This window comes from Sphingobacterium sp. SGG-5 (genome assembly GCF_011043525.1).
Lineage (GTDB): Bacteria > Bacteroidota > Bacteroidia > Sphingobacteriales > Sphingobacteriaceae > Sphingobacterium.
The window spans coordinates 23,661-46,496 of the sequence record NZ_JAAKGO010000010.1; the positions used below are offsets into that span (position 1 = coordinate 23,661).

Consider the following 22,836-nt stretch of genomic DNA (forward strand, 5'->3'; position numbering starts at 1 on the left):
CATGAAAATAAAACTGACCCTATTATGGTGTATAGCTTTCACTTGTTTTGGATGTAGTGATTGGCTCGATATTGATTCAAAGGTTATTATTACAGATGAAGATATTAAAAACTATCCCGAGCTGGCGGAAGCGCAATTTTTGTCCAATTATGCCGAACTGCGCAAGACGGTTCATTCCATCGGCGATGGAGCAATGACCTACAGGCAGCATCATTTGGAATCTTTTACCGACGATGGTGCAAGTAATATAGACTGGGAGGCAGGGGTTATGCGTAACAACTCTCCGGGACTGGTCTTTGGTGGAATATTTTCACAAAGCAGTGGCGAAAGTTTCACCGCGGTATGGAATTACAAACAGATCAATATCGTCAACAAATTTATCCACGCGTATAGCAATTCTACGGATGAAAGAATATTGCATATGGTGGGTGAAGCCTTGTTTATCCGCGCATACCTGTATTTCGAAATGGTAAAACGTTATGGCGGGGTTCCGCTGTTTGCCGGGCCGTTAGATGGCGTGTCGGCCATCAATAAAAGAGCAACTGAGGAAGAGTCATGGCGCTTTATCCAAAACAGCGTGGACTCGGCTATACTGCTTTTACCTGATACCCAGCCCATCATCGCCGAAGACAAAGATAGAGCCAATAAGTATACTGCGCTGGCGCTGAAGTCCAGAGCCATGTTGTATGCAGGTACTATTGCCAAATATGGTAGTGTATTAAATAATAACTTGCAAGGAATACCGCAAAGCAGCGCCAAAGAATTCTTGCTGGAAGCCGCCGAAGCCGCGGATCAGATCATAAATCACAGCAACAATAAGTACAAACTCAGTGCAGCTTTCGGCGACCTGTTCAATGGAAAGGATGAAGATAACAATGAGATTATCTTTCGTTTTAGCAACACGGCCAAGTCGGGGACACAAGTGTTTATCGACTATTGGAATCAATCGTACCGGATGAAAAAAGCCGGGTACACGGCCTTTATGGTGCCCGCTCTGGATATCGTCGAACAGTTCGAAACCCTGGATGGCACTATAGTTCCTTTGGAATATGGAGTAGCAAAAAATAACATGGAAGATTTCTTTACCAATAGGGATAAGAGGTTGGCAGCGAGTATTATTTATCCAGGTGGGGAATTCTTGGGTGAGCGCTTTAGTATCTACAAAAAAACTGTTGTCAAGGAAGCTGGTGGAGCTACCAAGGAATATTTTTACAACAATCAGCAGGAATGGGCTGATGCCGGAAAAGTTCCCGGACATGAGCAGTATATGAAAAGTGGATTTGATGGTATTTTTTTCAACAACTCCGGTGCAGGAACAACGAATTTCGGCTTTTTCTTAAAGAAAACGCTGTATGGCGTAAAGCGACAAGAAGACTACCTCAATCATGAGAATGACCAGGATGCAGTGGTATTGCGTTATGGAGAAGTGGTATTGAATTTTGCCGAAGCGGCTATAGAACTCGCCGATTTGGGGGAACCGCAATATATGATGTCAGCGCAGGTTGAGTTTGACCAATTGCGTGCTACCCATGGAGGTCTGCCGCCGAAAACACTCACCATCACATCCGTGCGGCATGAACGGCGGATTGATCTGCTGTATGAAGGGTTCCGGTATTGGGATCTGAAACGCTGGCGTATAGGAACGCAGATGCACAACAGCACATTAAAAGCTTTGCATCCTGTATTAAACATTGATGAAACTGTGTCTCCAGTGCAGGTATTTTACACATTGGAAATGGCGGATGCACCTGCCTTAGCCACACGCGTAAAATGGTTCGAGGAAAGGGATTATTACAGTCCTATCCCGACCAGCCAAAATCCGGGGATAACGCAAAATATAGGTTGGGAGTAATTATTTACCTAAAAACGAATAATGATGAAAATGAATTATATCTATACAAGCATCAGCTTGCTTTGCCTCTTATCGGTTTTCAGCTTTTCCGGTTGTGAGCTGGACGATCGTATGGACGACCTGACAGGCGGTTATGAGGGTATCCTCATCGATAAGTTGACCGGCGACACGGTCTCCACGGAATATTACGGAGCGAAGATTAAATTATTGGACATGGCCTATGGCGAGGTCGCCCAGCCTTTGGTTTACAATATTTTACCGTCGGGTGAATATAAAAATACGAAGGTCTACCCATCGAAGTATAAGATCTGGGCAGAAGGACCTTTCTATCAACAAGACACCATCTTTGGTGATATAAAACAGATGAAGAACATGAATCTGACGGTAACACCGAATATCAGCCTGACGATAGAAAAGATTGAACTCAAGTTTGGGATCGCTGCCGAGGTGACCTATGCGTATGAAGTGTATAACCCCTACGCGACCAGTAGTGACATTGGCATCGTATATGGAACCGATCGCTATCCTGGATTTCGTACAGCAATGAATGAAACGGAATCTGCAAAAACGTACAAAAGAATAACAACGGGGCTGACGGCAAAAACGGGAACATTTACGGAAACGATTTATCTGGAACCCCACACGGTCTACTACCTGCGGGCGCTCGGTAAAACCAACAATAGCGGGGATTATTGGAACTACTCCAAACAACATGTGATTTCCGCTTCGGATGTGGATATCAGTGGTATACCTTTAGCGATGAAGCAGGGCGTAACGAGTGCTACTTCAGCGGTTTTACAATGGACCTTCCCTGAATCCATCGTGGACAAGATAAAAGTATCCTATACCGACAAGGATGGCACTACTGTCACGGATTTATTTGCTCCAGGTAAAAGTTCTTACATCGCCAACCTGCCTTACAACTCCACTACAGCAGTCAGCGTAGAATTATTGACCAAAACAGGCGAAAGCAGCGGCGTGAAAACAATCCAGATAGTAACCAACGCGTTGTCTGATTATTATGTAAAGGCGACCCAACTAGGCAGGCCCGAAAATGTTCCATTGTTCAATGACCGGGCTTTTAAGATGTCGCTATCCAAGAGTTATGCTGAAATAAAGGGTCCGTCTGTCGACCCGGGATGGGTCACAAGTCCTTTTCGGGTAGAGTTTATTGATTGGTGGAACAGTTGGGCGGATCCAACAAATATGCCTAAAAACCAAGATATAGAAAACTATACTGCGTTCACTTTGTATGGCGAAACTAAATCATTGCTCGATTTGCTTCCATTTACAAATCTGGAAACGCTGACCATTAGGCGAGGAGAAGACTTGTTCGATACGGGACTGGCGATTGATCCACAGGTAGATCTTACGGTATTGAAAAAACTGAAGAAGTTGAGCACCGTAGAAATAGGCCCTGGGGTACCGTTGACGGAATCTGATTTTAACGATGCAGGCCTCGCACATCTGACGATAATAAAACATTAACCGATGAATACAATACATATGAAATTTAATCGTATTACAATCATTATGCTCTGCTCCTTACTGATGTTCTTCACTAGTAGCTGTAAGGACGATGTTGTTGTGGAAGGAGATTTTAAGACGGAAGCAAAAAGCCTCACGCGCATCGAAACGGATAAAACGATGTATAAGACAGGAGAAAATGTATCTTGTTCTTTTACAATCGATAACCCAACGAGCAATGCCATACTGGAAATCAGGGAAGTGCGGCTTACTGTAAAGGATCTGACGGACAAAACAGATCAACTACGTGTGCTGGGCGCATCGCAGACCGTGGCTGAAAATGTCGTGATCGAACCAGGAAATGCGGCATCCGTAGACGCGCCTGCTTTCTTTACGATAGCCGCAAACATTCCGGTAAAAACAGCGTGTGGTGTATTTGTAGAATACATATTCGAGGATGGAAGCATAACGTCTGAGTTTGGCACTTTCTTCCGTGTTATTGATGACAATACGTTGTTTACCTATCAAATCGACACGGATAACTATCAGGGCCTTCCGATCTATAAATTGACGGGTGGAATGAGTGCTGAATACGGTGTAGAGAAGGCGTTGACGTCGTTGGGTACAGGAATATCACATACTTGGTTTACAGAAAACAACAATGGTCCTTATCCCGTGTGGGCCAGTCCGGATTTCCTACAACTTTCGTTGAAGAAAACCGTGGACATGTACAACGCGGTACTTGGGGGTGATAAAGTGAAGCTGAAAACGGTCGTACTGGGTACCGGGGTCCCTTCTGTTCCCTACATCGCGACGGCAATGCATGCGGCTTACTTACCTGTGCACTTTCTGGCCTCAGTCAATAGTGTGGCGGAAGTAGAGGCCATTATGGATTACTCCAACAGGCACGTATGCGCGAGCTATGCGACATTGGGTTACGATGGCTCAATGCCTGACCCGGCTGTAGCCTGGATAAAACTACTTGATCTACCGGAGGAATATCGAAAATTTATAGAAGATCACCAAGTGGAAAAAGTTATCCTCTGGGGTGTCGAGGAGAATGTATTGGGCGAAACATGGGCTAAAAAAGTGATCAGGAACAGCCCTTCGGGCGAATTTGGTGCGGGTTCCGTTTATATGCAATATACTGGACATGGTTCGGAAGCTGATGTTCAGAACCTGAAAAAACGTATCAATGATTATGACCTGACGGCGATGGAAGCCGAAACCCATATACCAGATTGGGAAAGTGGTTTAGCGAACAAACAGATCAGTTGGATAACCGCAGGCATTAAAAATAATACCTCCGCTGACGTCTACGGGGTCACGGCTTTTGGCGATATGATCCATATCTACGATGTAGCGTCGCACCTGTCGCTGGCATACCTGAAAAAAAACGGCAGTGTTCTGGATAACGTTACTGTAGATGCTGTGATTTTAAACGAGTATCTTACGTCCAATCCTCAATTTGAAATAACAGTTGGCCGGATACCATTGCTATATTGGCAGTTTGTACCCACGCAGTCGACAGTAGATCGTATCTTCAACGGTTACCTGGCAAATACGATTACCAGTTATTATCCGGATATAACACCCGACGTGCTGAAAACGAGAGAATTTTACCTCAACTCGAATTATGGGAAAAATGAACTAAAATCCATTCTTCAGAACTATGGGGTAACGGGAAATATCAACATGCGTGAAACTTCGCATGATGTCTGGACGGGCAACGGCAATTCTTTCTGCGAAGTATATGCCTGGGTTATCGCCAACATCATAGGCGTAGAAACCTATCAGCAGATGCATAAACAGAGCCATGCGCTTACCGTGGAAGAGTTAGAAGCTATCTGCGGGAATGTGGGCAACAGTGCTCAAGGCTTACATTTTCTAAAATATTAATTTTTATACCGCAAAAACACCTGTCCTTCCCCTAGTATCATAAGGGAAGCAAGGTGTTTTATACCTTAAAATACATATCATGAGAAAAACTATTATCATTATTTTGGTCTTCATATGTTATAACCCGGCGCATCTTTTGGCTTTCGATGTTCGAACAGATCGGTTTACCTACCGGGCGGGGGATACCATCTTCTTTTCCGTCGAACATAACATGTCGCCGATGAAGATACAGTTGCGGGATATCTCCATAAAAGGAGAACCCGTCGTCGCGGAGATCGGAACGCAGCGCCAGTGGGTCGTCCCGGCTGACGCACCTCGTCACGCTATGGGCATTTATCTGAAAGAGGACAATACCGGAAAAACCACTTATTCGAGTTATTTCCGCATCGTAGACAGTACAATGATAACGACTTATGACATCGAAAAGACGAAACACGAAGGCTTGAATGTATTTACGCTCGACGGGGGAATGAGTGCGGAATATGCTGTTCAGAAGTCATTGACCGATTTATGCGGCGCAATCAGCCATACCTGGAAAATAGGCCCAGGTGGTGGGCCCAACCCGGTGTGGGGCACTCCAGACTTTTTAGTGTCTTCCATCGATAAAACCATTTCGCTTTATAATGAAAATTTAGGTAAAACAACACCCATAGAGACGGTTATCATTTCCACAGGCGTTCCGGTAATTCCGTATTTGTCGGCAACGTTAAATGCTGTTGTTCTCCCGCTGCACTTTCTAGTATCGGTGAATGCGATAAAAGAAATTGAATCGATATTGAATTATTCCTCTGCAAATGGATATCCTTCTTATGCCACATTAGGCTACGACGCATCAATGGACGACGTAGGGGTAGCTTGGATCAAAATGCTCGATATACCGAAAGAATATAAGCAATTTATAAACGATCATCAGGTAAAAAATGTGATAATAGCTGGTGTAGGGCAAGACGTACACAGTGAGTCTTTTTGCCGCAAACTAAAAAATGCAGGACAACGACAGGGGGAATATTCCGATGGTTCACTTTATATCCTCTACACGCAAAGCGGTTCACCATTCGACATTGCTTCTTTATCATCACATCTTAAGGATTATGATGAGCAGAAATTGGAAGAAGGAAAGTTTTTAGCAGATTGGGAAAGTGGTATCGTTGATCGCCAGATAAAGACATTTTCAACAACCATACATAAGCATACGCTAGCGAAACCGTATACATTGATAGCTCCATCGGATATGGGACATATGTATAACCTGGCGGTTAATCTTTCCTTAGCGTATTTAAAAAAGAATGATATTGTGGCGAACGGGGTGGTACTTAATGAATACCTGATATCACATCCGAAATATGAATTGTCACACGGAAAAATCCCGTTATTGTATTGGCAGTTTACCCCTGCTGCAACAACGATAAATACGCTGGATAACTATATTACCGCGGCGACTGCCGATTATTTTCCAGAGATTAGATTAAAAGAAAAGAATATTCATATCAATGCCCGCATTGGGAAGTATGATTTAGAAAACGAATTGAAAAGCAGAGGTTATTCCAATACCACAAAACGTCTAGACCATATCGAGGAAATATGGAATATGGCGGATGGTATCAACGCTCCGTGTGAGTTTATTGCCCATGATATTATTTGCTCGGGAATATCCGCTTATCAGGAACAGATAAAAGCTCATGTTAGCTTGACGATGGAAGATCTGGACAATTTGATAAAACAGGTGCCCGGAATTATGCTAAATCCGGAATAGGTTTATATATAAAGATAAATTTCACAATAACTTAATGCCCTGTTGATATGCCATTCATAACAGAACCGTTATTTTAAACAGATGAAATATAATTACCTATCATACATTAAAATTCAGCTTATGAAAACGGTCAACTATTTCTTTCAACGCGTTTTCATCCGGCTGTTTCTGACCCAATTCTCTTCTTTTTATTCGCCGTTGAAGTTCCACAAAACGTAATCCGAATGAAGAAGAGAAAGGTTGAAATTCTGGTATTGAGTGACGTGCACTTGGGCACCTACGGTTGCGAAGCTAAACGTCTTCTGCGCTATTTGAAAAGTATCAACCCCAAAACGGTTGTCCTGAATGGTGATATCATCGATATCTGGCAGTTTAGTAAACGCTATTGGCCGCGCAGCCATATGAAAGTCGTGAAGCATATTATGCATCTGATCAGCAAAAAGGTGCCGGTGTACTATGTGACGGGAAACCATGATGAAATGCTACGGAAATTCAGCGGCTTGAGGATCGGTTCGCTGAAAATTGTGGACAAAGTCATTCTGGACCTGAACAACAATGAAAAAGCCTGGTTCTTCCATGGCGATATTTTCGACGTCACGATGCAGCATTCCAAATGGCTTGCAAAACTCGGTGCTGTGGGTTATGACATATTGATCCAAGTCAATCGATTTGCAAACTTTATTTCGGAGTATATCTTTAAAAGGGGGAAGCTCTCTTTTTCCAAAAGGATAAAAAACAGCGTAAAGGGTGCAGTGAAATTCATCAACAGCTTTGAAATGACGGCTGCTGATATTGGCATATCCAACAAGTATGATTATGTGATATGCGGCCATATACATCAACCGGAGATGCGCAAAATAACAAATCAACAGGGATCTATTATGTACTTAAATTCCGGTGATTGGATTGAGAACCTGACCGCCTTGGAATATACCAATGGAAGGTGGTCCCTGTATAGATACAACGATGCAGAAATGAACGGCGAAATTGACGAACAACCGGAAGAAATGGTCCTTTCCAACCACAAGCTATTTGAAAACATGGTCTTGGATTTCAAATTGATGGCGGTAAAATAAAAACTCTGTTTACTATTAATGTTGCTAAAGAAAGAAGCTTTCGGGAAGGATTTTATCTGGGGTGTTTCTACTGCGGCTTACCAGATTGAGGGAGCGCACGATCAGGATGGAAAGGGGCCTTCGATCTGGGACATTTTCGTGAAGAAAAAAAACAAGATATTCTTGGGACATCATGGTGATGCGGCTTGTGATTTTTACAACCGTTACCACCGGGACCTGTGTCTGATGTACCGCTTAAATATTCCGAATCATCGATTTTCAATTTCCTGGAGCCGTATTTTTCCAAATGGAATCGGTGAAATCAACAAGAGTGGAATCGATTTCTATAACAGGCTCATTGATTTTTCTCTGGAGCTGGGCATTACGCCGTGGATTACGCTGTATCATTGGGACCTCCCTCATGCGCTGGAGAGAAAAGGTGGTTGGGTGAACCGTGATATCACAGCGTGGTTCGGCGATTTTGTATCCACCTGTGTCACGCATTTTGGTGACCGGGTAAAAAACTGGATGATCCTAAATGAACCGATGGTGTTTACAGCTGCGGGTTATTTTTTGGGTGTGCATGCACCAGGGAAAAAAGGGTTGGATAATTTTTTGGCAGCCACGCATCACGCCGCCCTTGCCCAGACGCATGGTGCAAGGGTGATAAAAGGGATGCAGAACGACAGTATCGTAGGTACTACTTTTTCATGCTCACATATCGAGCCGTTCCGAATGCGAGATAAGGATATGCTAGCAGCTAAAAAAGCGGATGCATTGCTCAACCGGCTATTTATTGAACCATTATTGGGGTTGGGATACCCGACGGATGATATTAAGATCTTGGGTAGGATCGAGAAATACATGGAGCAGCACGATGAACGTGACTTAGCGTTCAACATGGACTTTATCGGCGTGCAGAATTACACGCGCGAGATGATACGCTATGCATCTTTCGTTCCTTTTGTGAAAGCGAAAATTGTAAGTGCTAAAAAACGCAGGGTAGAAATGACGTCTATGCATTGGGAGGTTTATCCAGAGTCGATCTACCATATCTTAAAAAAATTCAGCGCCTACCCGAATATGCCGCCATTAATCGTTACGGAGAACGGCGCAGCTTTTCCAGATCTGGTCGAGAACGGTCAGGTGGATGACCCGAAAAGGTTGGATTATCTCCAACGGACCATCGGGCAGGTACTCCGGGCAAAACAAGAAGGAGTAAAGGTCGATGGGTATTTTGTATGGACATTTCTCGACAACTTCGAGTGGGCGGAAGGATATCATCCCCGATTCGGACTAGTATATGTTGATTTCAAAACCCAGCAGCGTATCGTAAAGTCCTCAGGACAATGGTATGCCGATTTTTTGAAGTAGCCCCGAGCAGAATCGAACTGCTATCAAATGTTTAGGAAACATCTATTCTATCCGTTGAACTACGGGGCCATTTATAATCCGAGAGCAAATGTATTATTCTGTTTGCTTCCAAACAAATCGGAGTTACAAAAAAGAAAATAAAGTATAGAATATAATAATATTACCTCAATATATCTATAGATTTCATCAATGACATATCAGTAAATTCGATATCTTTCCGTCAACAAAAGCCTTATCTTTGTGGTAAGAAAAAATTAAAAAATATAATATGAGTTTTACAGGTAAAAATTTCCCAAACATTACAGTTGACGCGATCGATTATTTAGGCGACAACCTTTCGATCAACATTTTTGAAAAAGCCCAACAGGAGAACAAAAAAGTTCTTTTATTCTGGTACCCGAAAGATTTTACTTTTGTATGTCCTACCGAGCTTCATGCATTCCAAGAGGCGCTTCCGGAATTTGAGAAACGGAATACAATCGTTATCGGCGCTTCATGCGACTCCAATGAAGTTCATTTTGCTTGGTTGAATACTGCGAAAGACAACGGTGGAATCGAAGGTGTAGAATACCCTATCATCGCGGATACGAACCGCAACCTTTCCAGTGTATTAGGTATTCTCGAAATGAAAGAGGTAGAACACCCGGAATATGGAACTTTGGTTGAAGGGTCTGCTGTTTCTTATCGTGCAACGTATCTGATCGACGAGACCGGAAAGGTTTTCCACGAGTCGGTCAATGACATGCCTTTGGGCCGTAATGTAAAGGAATACATCCGCTTGATCGATGCTTATGCGCACGTACAGAAACATGGTGAAGTATGTCCGGCCAACTGGGAAGAAGGCAAGAAAGCCATGAATGCAACACGTGAGGGTGTAGCATCCTACCTTTCCATGAATTAATAATATCTCCCTTAGGGATGGGAAAATCCCATCCCTTCATCAAAAATTTTAAAATATTCAGCAATGCTACAAGAATTAGAAAATGATACGCTACAAGAGTTGGTGGCAGAAAATGAAACCGTCATGGTTCAGTATGCAGCCTCATGGTGTGGCAACTGCCGGATCATGAAACCTAAATTCAAGAAATTGGCGAATGAAAATGAAGGTGTAAAATTCCTTATCGTGGACGCGGAGAAATTCCCTGAATCCAGAAAATTGGCTACCGTAGACAACTTACCGACGTTCGCCGCTTTCAGAAACGGAAAACTCGTGAACCAGGTTCAAACGAATAAAATTGAAGGATTAATCGACTTGTTAAATGAAGTTACCCATAATTAAACATCTCACGGAATTCATCGCCGAGAACGACGCTGATTTCGTACTGGAAGCCATTGAAACATTAGAATCTTTGACTGAGGTACCTTCGCTAAAAGATGAAGAACTTGATGTTATCGGAGAGCTGATCTCCAATATGTATGGTGCCATAGAGGTGGACAAACTCATCAAGGAGGGTACACCAAAAAAAGAAGCCTTGAACAACTTCATGGGACGCGTGCTGGGTTCTATCGATAAAGGATAAACCACATCTCTTCGTTGTTGAGAACTCCCGTGTTGTGGAAATCTTTTTTTATAATACTTTCAATATCTGGACTTTTTATTATACTTTTACTACTGGGTTGTTAGGTTATAAACTTAAACACATGTGGGTTTAATACTTTGTATCCTTTTTAATAACATTAATCGCACACTGTTTTAAGACTCAAAGATTTTTAATTGTTGGAGAAAGAGCTGTTATCATACAGCTCTTTTTTGTATAGACAATATTACAATAAACCCACTCCTCCCTTCCGGCTATTCCACATATTTATGTATTTTTAGGCATGTTAAACAAACTGCTGTTAAGCTTATTTGCAATTTGCATTTCTACGACATATTCATGGGGTCAACAACGGACATGGAGCTCCGCCGATATCAAAATTGGACTTGAAAAGTTGAATGTACTGGGTTCGGTATTATATTTTGCTGCACATCCTGATGATGAGAATACACGATTAATCGCCTGGCTGGCACAAGAGAAAAAATACAGAACGGGTTATCTTTCTTTAACACGTGGTGAGGGAGGACAAAACCTTATTGGTACTAACCTGAGCCTGGAATTAGGGCTGATCCGCACCAACGAACTGTTGGCGGCGCGAGGTATTGATAAAGGTGAACAATTTTTTTCTTCTGCGGTAGACTTCGGTTTCTCAAAAACACATGCGGAGACATTCCGATTTTGGGACAAAGAGGCGGTGCTGGGAGACGCTGTATATATCATCCGCAAATTTCGCCCGGACGTCATCATTACACGTTTTCCGCCCGACCCAAGGGGCGGGCATGGGCATCATCAGGCCTCCGCTATTCTTGCCCACGAGGCTTTTGTGGCTGCGGCCGATCCGACACGATTTCCAGAACAGTTAGCGGAGATGGAAACCTGGCAGGCCACCCGGTTGGTTTGGAATACGGCCAATTTCGGTGGGATGAATAACACCTCAGAAAGCCAGCTGAAAATTGATATCGGCGCCTACAATCCCTTGCTTGGACAATCGTATGGCGAGATTGCTGCACATAGCCGTTCCCAGCACAAGTCTCAGGGTTTCGGATCGGCAGCTACCCGTGGACGCGCAATTGAATATTTTGAACACGTTGCCGGAAAAGAAGCTACGCATAAGCTACTCGACAATGTAACCACAACATGGGAACGGATTCCGAATGCGCAAAACATCCCCGGTCTGGTGCAAAAAATAAACACGGCTTTCGACCCGAATCATCCGGAGAAAAGTATAGCAAACCTGTTTGCCTTAAAAAAAGAGGTGCAAAAAATAACCGACACCTATTGGAAAACACAAAAGACCAAAGAAATAGATGATCTTATTGTGGCATGCTCGGGTATATGGATCGATGCAGTCGCGCCTGCCCCTGCATATACCGTCTCTCAGGAAGTTCCCATACAGCTGGAAGCCATTGTTCGAAATCCGGATATATCGGCCGTATTGACGCATGTTGATGGACACAACATAAATCAGCCTATGACGTATAATGTACTTTGGCGAGGTCAGCAAAACGTGACATGGAATGCGACGACCCAACCCTACTGGCTGCATCGCACGCCGACGTTGGGGAAGTTTTATATGGACAAGCGGTTTGTGGGATACCCTCTGAATCCGGAAAAGCCCCATGTCACATTCTCCTTCCAGATTGGGCAAGAGAAAATAGAGATACAACGCGATATTACCTATCGTTTTGTTGATCCGGTACAGGGAGAGGTGTATCAGCCTTTGGCTGTGCAGCCGCCATTAACGGTGGCTTCGGACCAACAGACTGTCTTAGTGCCAAAAGGAGAGAGCAAAGCGGTACGACTGACTTTCCAGAACCATGATGTCGGGAACAAACAATATACGATCGATGTCTTGGCACCTGAAGGCTGGGAAGCATCGCCTAAACGGATCGATCTGGATTTTACCACCTCAAATACGATGGATCAAAACGTTACCATCAAACCACTCGGGCATCCGGTTGGAAAAGCATCCATTGTCCTGAAATGGAAAGGTGACACGTTGCGTTCGCTGCGGGCAATCCACTACACACATATTCCAGCCATTACTTGGTTTCCTACATTTGTGCTCGAAGGTCGATCGCTCGACCTCCACAACCCCGTGCAGCAAGTAGGCTATTTATCTGGTGCGGGGGATTTGATACCCCAATCTTTGCGCCTTATCGGTATGGACGTCCAGATGTTGACGCCACAGCAGGTGCAAAACGATAATCTGACCCCGTTTGATGCCATCATCGTAGGTGTTCGTTTTTTTAATGTCGAAAAGCAGAGCGGGAAGGTGATGGACAAGCTATTGGATTATGTCAACAACGGTGGTGTCGTATTGGTACAATACAACGTGAACCAGCGTCTGCAGTCTTCCAAACTGGGTCCTTATCCGTTTAACCTCACACGGGATCGTGTCACCGAGGAGGATGCTTCGGTCGACTTCGATCCGAGCGATCCGGTATTCAACTACCCCAATAAAATCACGGCAAGCGATTTTGACGATTGGGTGCAGGAACGTGGCTTATATTTCGCCGGGCAGATCGACAAGGCTTATCGTACGCCGATCCGGATGCACGACACGAATGAGTCTCCAAAAGCAGGGTCGCTGCTGATCGGCAAATACGGCAAAGGGAAATTTGTCTATACCTCACTTTCTTTTTTCCGGCAATTGCCTGCCGGAGTGCCGGGAGCTTATAGATTATTTGTAAATTTGCTAGCGAAAGAAAAATAAAACTATATTTATAACATGGAAAATCAAATAAACGAAACGAAACCCTTGAATGTAAAAGGCCTCATCTTATTAATCGGAACTGTTTTTGGAGCATTGATTGCTTTCGCTACATGTGGTTCTTTTTTAAGTATCGTCGGAGGTCTTATCGGCGGGTTCCTTTTCGCTGTTTTTTTTAACACCTTTTTATTACCGCATAGATCACATGACAGATAAGAGAGGACTGCCACCTTTTATACGTAGCTGGCGACACTTTTATATAGTAGTCGTGCTCTGGTTATTGGTGTGTATTCTTTTCATGTATCTATTTACTGTCTTTTATTCTTCATGAGTACTATTGACTGGATAGTACTCTTCTTAACGCTACTCTGTATCGTTCTCTACGGGCTATATAAGAGTAGAAATATCAAAAATATCGACGGTTATCTTCTGGGTAACCGCTCTCTCCCCTGGTATACTGTTGGGCTCTCCGTCATGGCGACACAAGCCAGTGCCATCACGTTCTTATCGGCGCCGGGCTTGGCTTATTCATCCGGAATGAGTTTCGTCCAGTTCTATTTTGGACTTCCTCTTGCCATGATTGTCCTGTGTATTACTTTCGTACCGATATTTCATCGGCTGCGGGTATTCACGGCTTATGAGTTTCTTGAGAAGCGCTTTGATGTCAAAACACGCGCACTTACGGCTTTCCTGTTTTTAATCCAACGGGGAATCTCCACAGGCATCACGATTTTTGCGCCTTCTATTATACTTTCCACCATTTTGCATATCGACGTGACGTATACTACCCTCGTCATCGGCGGATCTGTTATCCTATATACAGCCTACGGGGGGACGAAAGCAGTGTCCTATACGCAACTGTTACAAATGGGTATTATCTTCGGTGGACTGCTCGCCGCGGGCTTTATGGTCATCCATCTCTTACCGGACAACATTGGCCTTCAGGAGGCATTACATATAGCCGGGAAATCAGGAAAAACAAATGCCATTGATTTTTCGCTTGACTTTAACAATCAATACACGGTGTGGACAGGATTGATCGGTGGTTTCTTTCTACAACTTTCTTATTTTGGCACGGATCAAAGTCAGGTAGGACGATATTTGACAGGTTCTTCTATCCGCGACAGCCGTATCGGTCTCCTGATGAACGGCTTGTTAAAAGTACCCATGCAATTCTGCATCCTATTCATAGGTATATTGGTCTTTGCCTACTATCAATATCACACTCCACCTTTATTTTTCAATACGGTAGAAACACAAAAACTGGAACAAAGTGAGTACAACGAATCCTATCAACAGCTTCTTCGGGAACAGCAACTGCTTAGTGATAAAAAGCAGGTAGTAATCGATGATCTGACAAACAGCCTCGCGACGAAGGACCAGACCCGAATAGAACAGGACCGTGAAGCGTTGGCGGAACTGAATAGCCAGGCGGGTGCGTTAAGGGAGGACGCGATCGCGCTGATTAAAAAGAACAATCCCGATGCAGAAACCAACGATAACAATTATATCTTTTTATCCTTTGTAACCTCGACGTTTCCCAAAGGTTTTATTGGTTTATTGGTCGCCATTATCATGTTGGCTTCTATGGGCGCAACGGCCAGTGCGATCAACTCCTTAGCGTCCACCACCGTGATTGACATTTATAAAAGATTTGTCCACAAAAATGGATCCGAGAAAAATTACCTCCAAGCCTCCCGTATCCTCACGCTCGCATGGGGCGTATTTACCGTACTTATTGCCTTATACGCCAATAAGCTGGGCAATCTGCTGGAAGCCGTCAATATTCTCGGATCCTTATTTTATGGAACTATTCTCGGCATATTTCTCGTCGCTTTTTATGTCAGACGCATCGGCGGAAAAGCTGTATTTTGGAGCGCTGTTCTTTCTGAGATCCTCGTTGTGGGCATTTGGTCGTTAGACGTTGTCGCCTTCCTCTGGCTCAACCTCATCGGATGTATGCTAGTCATTATTAACGGTCTCCTGATACAACAGTTCCTGCCGAATAAACCGAAAGACATCAGAATTTAAAAGTGGCACCAACATTCAGCACGGATACACCATAACCCAATTCCGCATAAGCACCTACGTTCTCGCTGAAAAACCAACGGCCTCCAAGAAACCCGGAGAACCCCAGTCCACTGCCATAGTTGTTCCCCATCCCCATATCACTGCCGTCGACAGTATAGGAGACGATGTTGTAACCCATCATTACACCGCCGTAAACATCCAGATTGGGTACGTCGGTAAAACCATTGTAGTGGTATGCCCCACGGGCGCCGACAACGATATAATTCCATTTCGCGGTATAACTTGGTGCTGTGTATTTATAGCCCGTGTTGCCAACATAGCCACCCAAGCTGATGACGCCTGGGCCGCCGACTTCCCACATACCGTGGTCAAGCGAAGCACTGATGGCCGGCCGGGATTTCCCAAGGCCACCCAAAGCAGTTCCCAAGCCAATGCCGATATTGGCCGCTGTTGTACCTTGTTGAAAAGGTTGTGCATAGGTTGCTACTGCAATAAAAACTGTGAAGAGAATAATGATTGATTTTTTCATCGATTGTAAATTATTGTTTAAATAAGATTGTAAAAGTTTCAGGCTATTAATTAGCTGCATATAAAATATTTGCACCATTTATCCACTCGCTATATACATCTGTATTAGCAAAACCTTCCCAATCGCCTACAGCAGGTGTTGAATTGTTCCCATCTCCGTTAGTATCTCCCCCATGCGCATCATCTTTATATGAAGTGAGAAATGCTGCCGCATTAAGATGTACGTTCCCATATCGCGAGTTAAGCCCCGCAGTTGGCCTTTTAAATTTCACGATAGCATTGGCTCCGATATTTATAGTAGCCGATGGATGAACCTGAAGCCATTCATCCAAGACATAAGGCACTTCCGTATTGTTCCAATTCACGGTTACGTCAAATCCGCCAGAAGAATGATGAATGTAAATGCCATTGTGTGTGTTTGTTTGTGATGGCTTTTCAGGGTTATGGAATTTATTACTGGGGTCTAACGTATAATACACATTGACCAACAAAGGCTTTCCATTATCATATAATGCATTATTGGTGAATTTACTTATCGTTGCATCCATCATAGAACTCGTACCATAAAATGCACAGGAGCTATCATAAGAAGACTCTTGGTACAAAGTGTGAGCGATCCTACAGTGGTCAAAGGTAAACGACACCGAATTTGGTCCGGATATTCTGACGGCATTACTCGATCCTCCTCGATTTTTTCCGGCATAGAATATATCTACATATTTAAATGTCGTTTCTGTCGTACCATTGAGATAAATTTGTTGCCAGTCACCTTTTGCGGGTGTCGTTGCCGCACCATCTCCATTACTATCCCCACAATATCTATCATCACCAATAGATGTAAACACAATACGTCTTTGGGCTGTCCCTACGGCTAGTATTTTTCCTCCGACGACATCGATGCTTGCATCTTTCAGTTTTACGACGACGCCTGGCTCGATAGTTAAGACACTTTCCACCGAAATACCGCGTTTGATAACATATACATTTCCATACGTCCATGTCGTTGGCTCCTGAATATCGTCCTCGACCAGAACTACATTACAGTTCTGCAAAACCTCCTCATCAGGCGAAGGATCACTTTTTTCGCAGGCCATCATCCCACAGGATAATAGGACTACGGCGCTCAGGCGTAGTGCTTTCGCAGCACTGTTTGTCTTTAAGTTACGCGCTTCATTCTTTCGGCTCGTGTTCACGTTTTTTTTCATAGCTCTTTTTTTAGTTTATTAATAGTTATCGCCGCTTCTTGCAGCTTATGATGACAAAGTTACCTGCACAACCGTCCCCAGCTTACCCCCCAAAGGGGGTTTTTATTGGAAAGAAATCATTTATCTTTGTTATAGTGCACACTATTAAATTGACGGACCTTATTTTAGAAAAACATGATAAAAGGACACATAAATAAAATGAAATTATGGTTGTTGTTGGTAGCCCTATCGTCATTCGGGCTTCCGCTAATGCTATTCGGACAGTCGTTAGATTCCTTGATTCTAAAGCACACTGACAAAAAAGGAAGAGTTGACATAAAATCAGTACTAGATGCCAGTAAAGCACATATTTATAATCAACCTGCCGCAGTGTTTAAGGTTGTAAAAAATATCGTCAGCATTGCAGAACGACAAAAGGCGCCGTTGGCGCTCGCACAGAGTTATCAATTTATGGGATCCTGCTATTTCCAAGTAAAGGCAGATTATGACTCGGCTTCCTATTATCTACACCAGGCAGAAGAGCTTTACAACACACTGGACACAAAAGAAGCTACCGAAGGTAAAGCCATGGTTTTTCACAACTTCGGCACGATCCGGCAAGTTAATGGTGAATATGCCGAAGCTATTGACTATTATATTCAGGCTTTGAAATTATTTGATGAAACGGGTGATATGAGAGTCCGTCCTTATACCTTGAACAATATCTCTACGCTGTATGCACTTGCGAAAGATTATCGGAAAGCAGAAAAATATGCGCGAGAATGTATCGAACTGTCACAACAGGCGGATGATGAGTTCATGAAGGCCACCGGTAGTATAGCCCTGTCTGACGCTTTGATGGAACAAGGTCGATTCGATGAAGCTCTTCCTCCGCTGGAGGTGGCTTTGGAATATGGAAAAGCAAAAAATGATCCATATAAAGTATTCCTATATCATCTCAACTACGGGAACTATCTGATGGATCATAAAAAAGATTATCCTTTGGCGGTTCAGGAACTCGAAAAGGCGCATCAACTTGCCGAATCGATCGGAGATGAATGGGAGATCATGAGGCACAATTCAGCCCTGTCCGAAGCATACTTTGCGAACAGACAAAATGAAAAAGCGTATACCTCAGCACATAAAGCACTTCAAATAGGTAAAAAATTAGAGTCGAAAGATAAGATGGAAATAGCACTTTCTGTAATGGCACGCGTCAACGCGAACAGGCGTGATTTCGAATCTGCTTATCAGCAGTTACATTCGGCATATCTACTTAAGGATACGCTTTTCAATGAAAACAATCAGCAACAAACTGCGTTTTTGGAAACCATGTATCAAACCGAGAAAAAAGAACTAAAAATCGAAGCATTAGAAAAACAACGGCAGCTCTATATCTGGTTGGGCATTGCTGGAGGAGTTATTATGTTAATCGCTTTGGCTTTTGCCGTGATCCGTTACCGACTCGCCATCAGCAGGAGAAAACTCGCAGAGCAACAGACTATACGCCTCCAACAAGAGAAACAGCTCGTCGCTGTACAGGCTACCCTAGACGGAGAGGCAGCCGAACGCACGCGTTTGGCTAAAGACTTACACGATGGTCTGGGCAGCATGCTCTCGGTCGTCAAATTCAATCTGCCCGATATGAAAGGTGGAGCTATATTAGAATCCGTAGATGTATCTCGGTTCAAGATGGCCTTGGGTATGCTGGATGACTCCATTCAAGAACTTCGCCGGGTGGCACACCACATGATGCCCGAATCGCTCTTACGGTATGGCCTAAAGGTTTCTTTATCCGACTTCTGTACGGCAATCCCTATTGTTGACTTCCACTATTTTGGAGATGAAGCACGCTTACCGGAAAAATTGGAAATCATGATTTATCGCTGTATCCACGAGCTGGTCAACAATGCTTTAAAGCATGCTCAGGCTACCCATATCAATGTACAGCTCGTCCAGGAACCAGACCGTATATCTTTCACGGTACAGGACGACGGCGTAGGCTTTGACCAAAATACAGTGACCGAAGGAATGGGTCTACGCAATATACGACAGCGCGTAGAAGCTTTTCAGGGAAAACTAAACATCTACTCTTCAGGGCAGGGAACGGAAATCCATGTGGAACTGGAATTGACAAAAAAAGAACAACATGATTAAAGTAGCTATCGTTGACGACCACAAGATTTTGACCGAAGGATTACAGGGGTTGATTACCGATTCGGGGCTGGCAACGGTAGTCGGTGTTGCACATAGCGCTGGGCAGTGTCGCCTGTCTATCGGATTTTGGAAACCCGATGTCTTGTTATTGGACGTAGGACTACCAGATATCAGTGGTATAGACTTCTGTAAAGAACTCAAACAAGAATTTCCCGACATCGCTATACTTGCATTAACCACACACGATGAATACAGCGTTGTACGGCAGATGCTGGACAACGGTGCCTCCGGCTACGTGATCAAAAATGCACTGCCCGACGAAATACTGGCCGGTATTGAAGCTGTTGCCGCCGGACAGACCTTTCTTTGTCATGAAATAGATCTATTGATGAAAAGACCTTCGGGGAAAAATATCTGGCTGACGGAACGGGAAAGAGAACTACTGAGATTAGTATCGGAGGGCTTAACCAACGGTGAAATCGCCGATAAAATTTTCCTCAGCCCCGAAACAATAAAAGGTTACCGCAAAAATCTACTATTAAAATTAGGTGCTAAGAACACTGCGGTATTGGTCAAAATGGCATTCGAACAAAAATTGATATAACAAAAGATCCCCTTCCGGAATAGGAAAGGGATCTTTTTATATAAAGACAGAATAATGATTACATCATTCCACCCATGCCGCCACCCATTGGTGGAGCACCGGCACCAGCACCTGCTTCTTCCGGCTCATCAGCTAATACACATTCCGTTGTCAACAACATGGATGCGATAGAAGCTGCATTTTCCAATGCTACACGAGATACCTTTGTAGGATCGATAACACCTGCACCAATTAAGTTTTCAAAAACATCAGTGCGTGCGTTATAACCGTAGTCCGCTGAACCTTCTTTTACTTTTTGTACAATCACAGCACCTTCGATGCCTGCATTGTCACAGATTTGACGAAGGGGTTCTTCGATAGCACGTTTGATAATATCAATACCGATCTGCTCATCTTCGTTTTCACCTTTCAAATCTGCTAAAGCTTCTGTTGCACGGATAAAGGCAACACCACCACCAGCAACGATACCTTCTTCTACAGCTGCGCGAGTAGCGTGCAATGCATCATCTACACGATCTTTCTTCTCTTTCATCTCTACTTCAGTTGTCGCACCGACGTAAAGTACTGCAACACCACCAGACAATTTAGCCAAACGCTCTTGCAATTTCTCGCGATCGTAATCGGATGTCGTTGTTTCGATTTGTGAACGGATTTGCGATACCCGTGCTTTGATATCATCCGCATTACCTGCACCGTTGATAACAGTTGTATTATCTTTGTCAATAACGACTTTTTCTGCCTGACCTAGGTAAGAAAGCTCGGCATTTTCCAATTTATAGCCTCTTTCTTCGGAGATTACGGTTCCTCCAGTTAAGATCGCGATATCTTCCAACATCGCTTTACGGCGGTCACCGAAGCCGGGAGCTTTCACTGCAGCTACTTTCAGTGAGCCACGGATTTTGTTCACAACCAAAGTTGCCAACGCTTCACCGTCCAAATCTTCAGCAATAATCAAAAGCGGCTTGCCTGTTTGTACTTGTTTTTCCAAAACCGGCAACAGTTCTTTCATGTTACTGATCTTCTTATCGTAGATCAAGATATAAGGGCTTTCCAGCTCCGCTTCCATTTTGTCAGAGTTGGTGACAAAATAAGGTGATAAATAACCACGGTCAAACTGCATACCTTCTACAGTTTTCACTTCGGTCTCTGTACCTTTTGCCTCTTCTACTGTGATAACACCGTCATTACCAACTTTTTCCATTGCTTCTGCAATCAACGCACCGATGACCTCGTCATTGTTAGCTGAAATCGAAGCAACTTGTTTTATTTTTTTCGTATCCTGTCCTACAGTTTGGGACTGTGTCTGTAAATTAGCCACAACAGCAGCAACAGCTTTGTCGATACCACGTTTCAGATCCATCGGGTTAGCTCCGGCAGCAACAGATTTGATACCTGGAGCAACGATAGCTTGTGCCAATACAGTAGCCGTGGTTGTGCCATCTCCCGCCTGATCGGCAGTTTTTGAGGCTACTTCCTTAACCATCTGCGCACCCATGTTCTCCAAAGCATCTTTCAATTCGATCTCTTTCGCTACCGTAACACCATCTTTTGTGATAGCCGGAGATCCAAATTTTTTCTCGATAATCACATTACGACCTTTTGGCCCTAAAGTTACCTTTACCGCATTTGCCAACGTGTCTACACCTTTCTTAAGGGCGTCACGTGCTTCAACATTATATTTTACTTGTTTTGCCATTTTTATTTAGTATTGAGTACTGAGTATTGAGATGAAGATCTCCAACGCTCAATTGTCATTTGTTAATTTTGAAATAATCTTGTCTTCGCAATACCTGCCTACCGCAGGCAGGTGCATGTCGCATATCGCTATACTTCTTAAAGAACAGCGTAAATATCAGACTCACGCATAATTAAATATTCTTTACCCTCATAGGTGATTTCCGTACCTGCGTATTTGCCGTACAATACTTTGTCGCCTACTTGTACAGTAAGGGGCTCTTCAGGCTTTCCGGTGCCCACTGCCACAACAACACCTTGCGAAGGTTTTTCTTTTGCCGTATCTGGAATATAGATACCTGATGCCGTTTTTTCTTCTGCGGGAGCGGCTTCTACAACCACTCTGTCTCCGATAGGTTTAATACTTAATGCCATAATTATGTCTTGTTTATATGTTTTAATTAAATATGCAATACTCTTATCAGCAACTATGCCAAATTATAATCCCTCTTTTTTCTTGCCAATTTTTCATTTTTTTCAGCAAACAATGCCAAAAAATCACATTCTCATCGTGTCAGGATGACAGTCAACAAAAAAGTCCTACAAAGCTTTTGCTCGCAGGACTTCTCTAATTTTTGCACTATCCTTAGTTAGATGAATCGGGTGCGGCTGCTGCCGGTTGCTGCCCTTCCGCAGGAGCCAGATTATTTAAGTTCAAAGGCGATGACTGTGCCGGAGCTTCCACTTGGTCAGACAGCCCACCTCGGTTACCTGACGATGGTCCCAAGAGATTGATCGCTAAGCTAAATACCATTAGTGCGATAACCAATGTCCAGGTCCCCTTTTCGAGGAAATCACCTGTACGTTTTACACCCATCAAATTACTTCCTCCGGCAAATCCCGATGACAACCCTCCACCTTTAGGATTCTGAATTAATACAAAAAACCCTAAAATTGCACTTGTTATAATAATCAGGATAATCAATAATGTAGTCATTTCTTTATGC

The 22,836-nt window shown here is 43.7% G+C and carries 19 protein-coding genes and 1 tRNA gene; 14 read left to right on the forward strand and 6 right to left on the reverse strand.

The genetic code is table 11. The annotated features are described in order from the left end of the window. Nucleotide 1 precedes the first annotated feature (1 nt). The 6 genes from G5B30_RS14755 (at nt 2) to G5B30_RS14780 (ending at nt 9,400) form a co-directional block, all read left to right on the forward strand. Nucleotides 2–1,852, forward strand: coding sequence for a RagB/SusD family nutrient uptake outer membrane protein (locus G5B30_RS14755; protein WP_165320772.1), 1,851 nt, complete (start codon nt 2–4; stop codon nt 1,850–1,852). A gap of 30 nt (nt 1,853–1,882) precedes the next feature. Then, the gene (locus G5B30_RS14760) at nt 1,883–3,340 is read left to right on the forward strand and encodes a DUF3823 domain-containing protein (RefSeq protein ID WP_206367151.1); all 1,458 of its coding nucleotides are present in this window, start codon (nt 1,883–1,885) and stop codon (nt 3,338–3,340) included. A gap of 3 nt (nt 3,341–3,343) precedes the next feature. After that, nucleotides 3,344–5,218 carry a hypothetical protein gene (locus tag G5B30_RS14765; protein ID WP_165320774.1) on the forward strand — a complete coding sequence of 625 codons (1,875 nt, stop codon included), beginning with the start codon at nt 3,344–3,346 and terminating at the stop codon, nt 5,216–5,218. 79 nt (nt 5,219–5,297) lie between these two features. Then, on the forward strand, nt 5,298–6,971 hold the full coding sequence (locus tag G5B30_RS14770) for a hypothetical protein (RefSeq protein WP_206367152.1): 1,674 nt from the start codon (nt 5,298–5,300) through the stop codon (nt 6,969–6,971). A gap of 224 nt (nt 6,972–7,195) precedes the next feature. After that, the gene (locus G5B30_RS14775) at nt 7,196–8,047 is read left to right on the forward strand and encodes a UDP-2,3-diacylglucosamine diphosphatase (RefSeq protein ID WP_165320775.1); all 852 of its coding nucleotides are present in this window, start codon (nt 7,196–7,198) and stop codon (nt 8,045–8,047) included. Between the two features lie 18 nt (nt 8,048–8,065). Continuing rightward, complete coding sequence (locus G5B30_RS14780) at nt 8,066–9,400, forward strand: GH1 family beta-glucosidase (protein WP_165320776.1); 1,335 nt, start codon at nt 8,066–8,068, stop codon at nt 9,398–9,400. On the opposite strand, the gene G5B30_RS14785 is transcribed toward G5B30_RS14780, so the two are convergent. Further along, nucleotides 9,398–9,469: transfer RNA gene (locus G5B30_RS14785), tRNA-Arg, on the reverse strand. The two genes, G5B30_RS14780 and G5B30_RS14785, sit on opposite strands and share 3 nt — an antisense overlap. A 199-nt stretch (nt 9,470–9,668) precedes the next feature. On the opposite strand from G5B30_RS14785, the gene G5B30_RS14790 reads away from it, so the two are divergent. The 6 genes from G5B30_RS14790 (at nt 9,669) to G5B30_RS14815 (ending at nt 15,682) form a co-directional block, all read left to right on the forward strand. Next, nucleotides 9,669–10,301: a peroxiredoxin gene (locus G5B30_RS14790; RefSeq protein ID WP_165320777.1), complete on the forward strand. Its 633-nt coding sequence runs from the start codon at nt 9,669–9,671 to the stop codon at nt 10,299–10,301. A gap of 63 nt (nt 10,302–10,364) precedes the next feature. Then, entirely contained in the window at nt 10,365–10,679 is a 315-nt protein-coding gene (locus G5B30_RS14795) for a thioredoxin family protein (protein WP_165320778.1), read from the forward strand. Then, nucleotides 10,660–10,920, forward strand: coding sequence for a DUF6952 family protein (locus tag G5B30_RS14800; RefSeq protein WP_165320779.1), 261 nt, complete (start codon nt 10,660–10,662; stop codon nt 10,918–10,920). Before G5B30_RS14795 ends, G5B30_RS14800 begins: the two co-directional genes overlap by 20 nt. A 301-nt stretch (nt 10,921–11,221) precedes the next feature. Further along, nucleotides 11,222–13,654, forward strand: coding sequence for a PIG-L family deacetylase (locus G5B30_RS14805; RefSeq protein WP_165320780.1), 2,433 nt, complete (start codon nt 11,222–11,224; stop codon nt 13,652–13,654). A 15-nt stretch (nt 13,655–13,669) separates the two neighbouring features. Continuing rightward, nucleotides 13,670–13,867, forward strand: coding sequence for a hypothetical protein (locus G5B30_RS14810; RefSeq protein WP_165320781.1), 198 nt, complete (start codon nt 13,670–13,672; stop codon nt 13,865–13,867). 111 nt (nt 13,868–13,978) lie between these two features. Next, a complete protein-coding gene (locus G5B30_RS14815; protein ID WP_165320782.1) occupies nt 13,979–15,682 on the forward strand; it encodes a sodium:solute symporter in 1,704 nt (567 codons plus the stop codon). Here the strand turns inward: G5B30_RS14815 and G5B30_RS14820 are convergent. Next, nucleotides 15,672–16,211, reverse strand: coding sequence for a hypothetical protein (locus G5B30_RS14820; RefSeq protein ID WP_165320783.1), 540 nt, complete (start codon nt 16,209–16,211; stop codon nt 15,672–15,674). The two genes, G5B30_RS14815 and G5B30_RS14820, sit on opposite strands and share 11 nt — an antisense overlap. Nucleotides 16,212–16,257: 46 nt before the next feature. Beyond that, nucleotides 16,258–17,415, reverse strand: a complete 1,158-nt coding sequence (locus G5B30_RS14825; RefSeq protein ID WP_165320784.1) for a hypothetical protein — start codon at nt 17,413–17,415, stop codon at nt 16,258–16,260. Nucleotides 17,416–17,613: 198 nt separating this feature from the next. Between G5B30_RS14825 and G5B30_RS14830 the strand changes: the two genes are divergently transcribed. Further along, nucleotides 17,614–19,551 (forward strand): tetratricopeptide repeat protein, encoded by a 1,938-nt coding sequence (locus G5B30_RS14830; RefSeq protein ID WP_165320785.1) that lies wholly within the window; start codon nt 17,614–17,616, stop codon nt 19,549–19,551. Beyond that, on the forward strand, nt 19,544–20,155 hold the full coding sequence (locus tag G5B30_RS14835) for a response regulator (RefSeq protein WP_165320786.1): 612 nt from the start codon (nt 19,544–19,546) through the stop codon (nt 20,153–20,155). Before G5B30_RS14830 ends, G5B30_RS14835 begins: the two co-directional genes overlap by 8 nt. A 58-nt stretch (nt 20,156–20,213) precedes the next feature. Here G5B30_RS14835 and groL read toward each other — a convergent pair whose 3' ends face one another. From groL to secG, 3 genes are all read right to left on the reverse strand, one after another. After that, the gene (gene groL / locus G5B30_RS14840) at nt 20,214–21,851 is read right to left on the reverse strand and encodes a chaperonin GroEL (protein ID WP_165320787.1); all 1,638 of its coding nucleotides are present in this window, start codon (nt 21,849–21,851) and stop codon (nt 20,214–20,216) included. A gap of 137 nt (nt 21,852–21,988) precedes the next feature. Then, on the reverse strand, nt 21,989–22,264 hold the full coding sequence (groES, locus tag G5B30_RS14845; protein WP_165320788.1) for a co-chaperone GroES: 276 nt from the start codon (nt 22,262–22,264) through the stop codon (nt 21,989–21,991). A gap of 211 nt (nt 22,265–22,475) precedes the next feature. Beyond that, a complete protein-coding gene (gene secG / locus G5B30_RS14850; RefSeq protein WP_165320789.1) occupies nt 22,476–22,826 on the reverse strand; it encodes a preprotein translocase subunit SecG in 351 nt (116 codons plus the stop codon). Nucleotides 22,827–22,836 lie beyond the last annotated feature (10 nt).

What these genes read in the sequence shown, in the direction of transcription:
- G5B30_RS14755 (WP_165320772.1), top strand. Translation starts at nt 2, where the DNA reads ATGAAAATAAAACTGACCCTATTATGGTGTATAGCTTTCACTTGTTTT.
- G5B30_RS14760 (WP_206367151.1), top strand. Translation starts at nt 1,883, where the DNA reads ATGAATTATATCTATACAAGCATCAGCTTGCTTTGCCTCTTATCGGTT.
- G5B30_RS14765 (WP_165320774.1), top strand. Translation starts at nt 3,344, where the DNA reads ATGAATACAATACATATGAAATTTAATCGTATTACAATCATTATGCTC.
- G5B30_RS14770 (WP_206367152.1), top strand. Translation starts at nt 5,298, where the DNA reads ATGAGAAAAACTATTATCATTATTTTGGTCTTCATATGTTATAACCCG.
- G5B30_RS14775 (WP_165320775.1), top strand. Translation starts at nt 7,196, where the DNA reads ATGAAGAAGAGAAAGGTTGAAATTCTGGTATTGAGTGACGTGCACTTG.
- G5B30_RS14780 (WP_165320776.1), top strand. Translation starts at nt 8,066, where the DNA reads ATGTTGCTAAAGAAAGAAGCTTTCGGGAAGGATTTTATCTGGGGTGTT.
- G5B30_RS14790 (WP_165320777.1), top strand. Translation starts at nt 9,669, where the DNA reads ATGAGTTTTACAGGTAAAAATTTCCCAAACATTACAGTTGACGCGATC.
- G5B30_RS14795 (WP_165320778.1), top strand. Translation starts at nt 10,365, where the DNA reads ATGCTACAAGAATTAGAAAATGATACGCTACAAGAGTTGGTGGCAGAA.
- G5B30_RS14800 (WP_165320779.1), top strand. Translation starts at nt 10,660, where the DNA reads ATGAAGTTACCCATAATTAAACATCTCACGGAATTCATCGCCGAGAAC.
- G5B30_RS14805 (WP_165320780.1), top strand. Translation starts at nt 11,222, where the DNA reads ATGTTAAACAAACTGCTGTTAAGCTTATTTGCAATTTGCATTTCTACG.
- G5B30_RS14810 (WP_165320781.1), top strand. Translation starts at nt 13,670, where the DNA reads ATGGAAAATCAAATAAACGAAACGAAACCCTTGAATGTAAAAGGCCTC.
- G5B30_RS14815 (WP_165320782.1), top strand. Translation starts at nt 13,979, where the DNA reads ATGAGTACTATTGACTGGATAGTACTCTTCTTAACGCTACTCTGTATC.
- G5B30_RS14820 (WP_165320783.1), bottom strand. Translation starts at nt 16,211, where the DNA reads ATGAAAAAATCAATCATTATTCTCTTCACAGTTTTTATTGCAGTAGCA.
- G5B30_RS14825 (WP_165320784.1), bottom strand. Translation starts at nt 17,415, where the DNA reads ATGAAAAAAAACGTGAACACGAGCCGAAAGAATGAAGCGCGTAACTTA.
- G5B30_RS14830 (WP_165320785.1), top strand. Translation starts at nt 17,614, where the DNA reads ATGAAATTATGGTTGTTGTTGGTAGCCCTATCGTCATTCGGGCTTCCG.
- G5B30_RS14835 (WP_165320786.1), top strand. Translation starts at nt 19,544, where the DNA reads ATGATTAAAGTAGCTATCGTTGACGACCACAAGATTTTGACCGAAGGA.
- groL (WP_165320787.1), bottom strand. Translation starts at nt 21,851, where the DNA reads ATGGCAAAACAAGTAAAATATAATGTTGAAGCACGTGACGCCCTTAAG.
- groES (WP_165320788.1), bottom strand. Translation starts at nt 22,264, where the DNA reads ATGGCATTAAGTATTAAACCTATCGGAGACAGAGTGGTTGTAGAAGCC.
- secG (WP_165320789.1), bottom strand. Translation starts at nt 22,826, where the DNA reads ATGACTACATTATTGATTATCCTGATTATTATAACAAGTGCAATTTTA.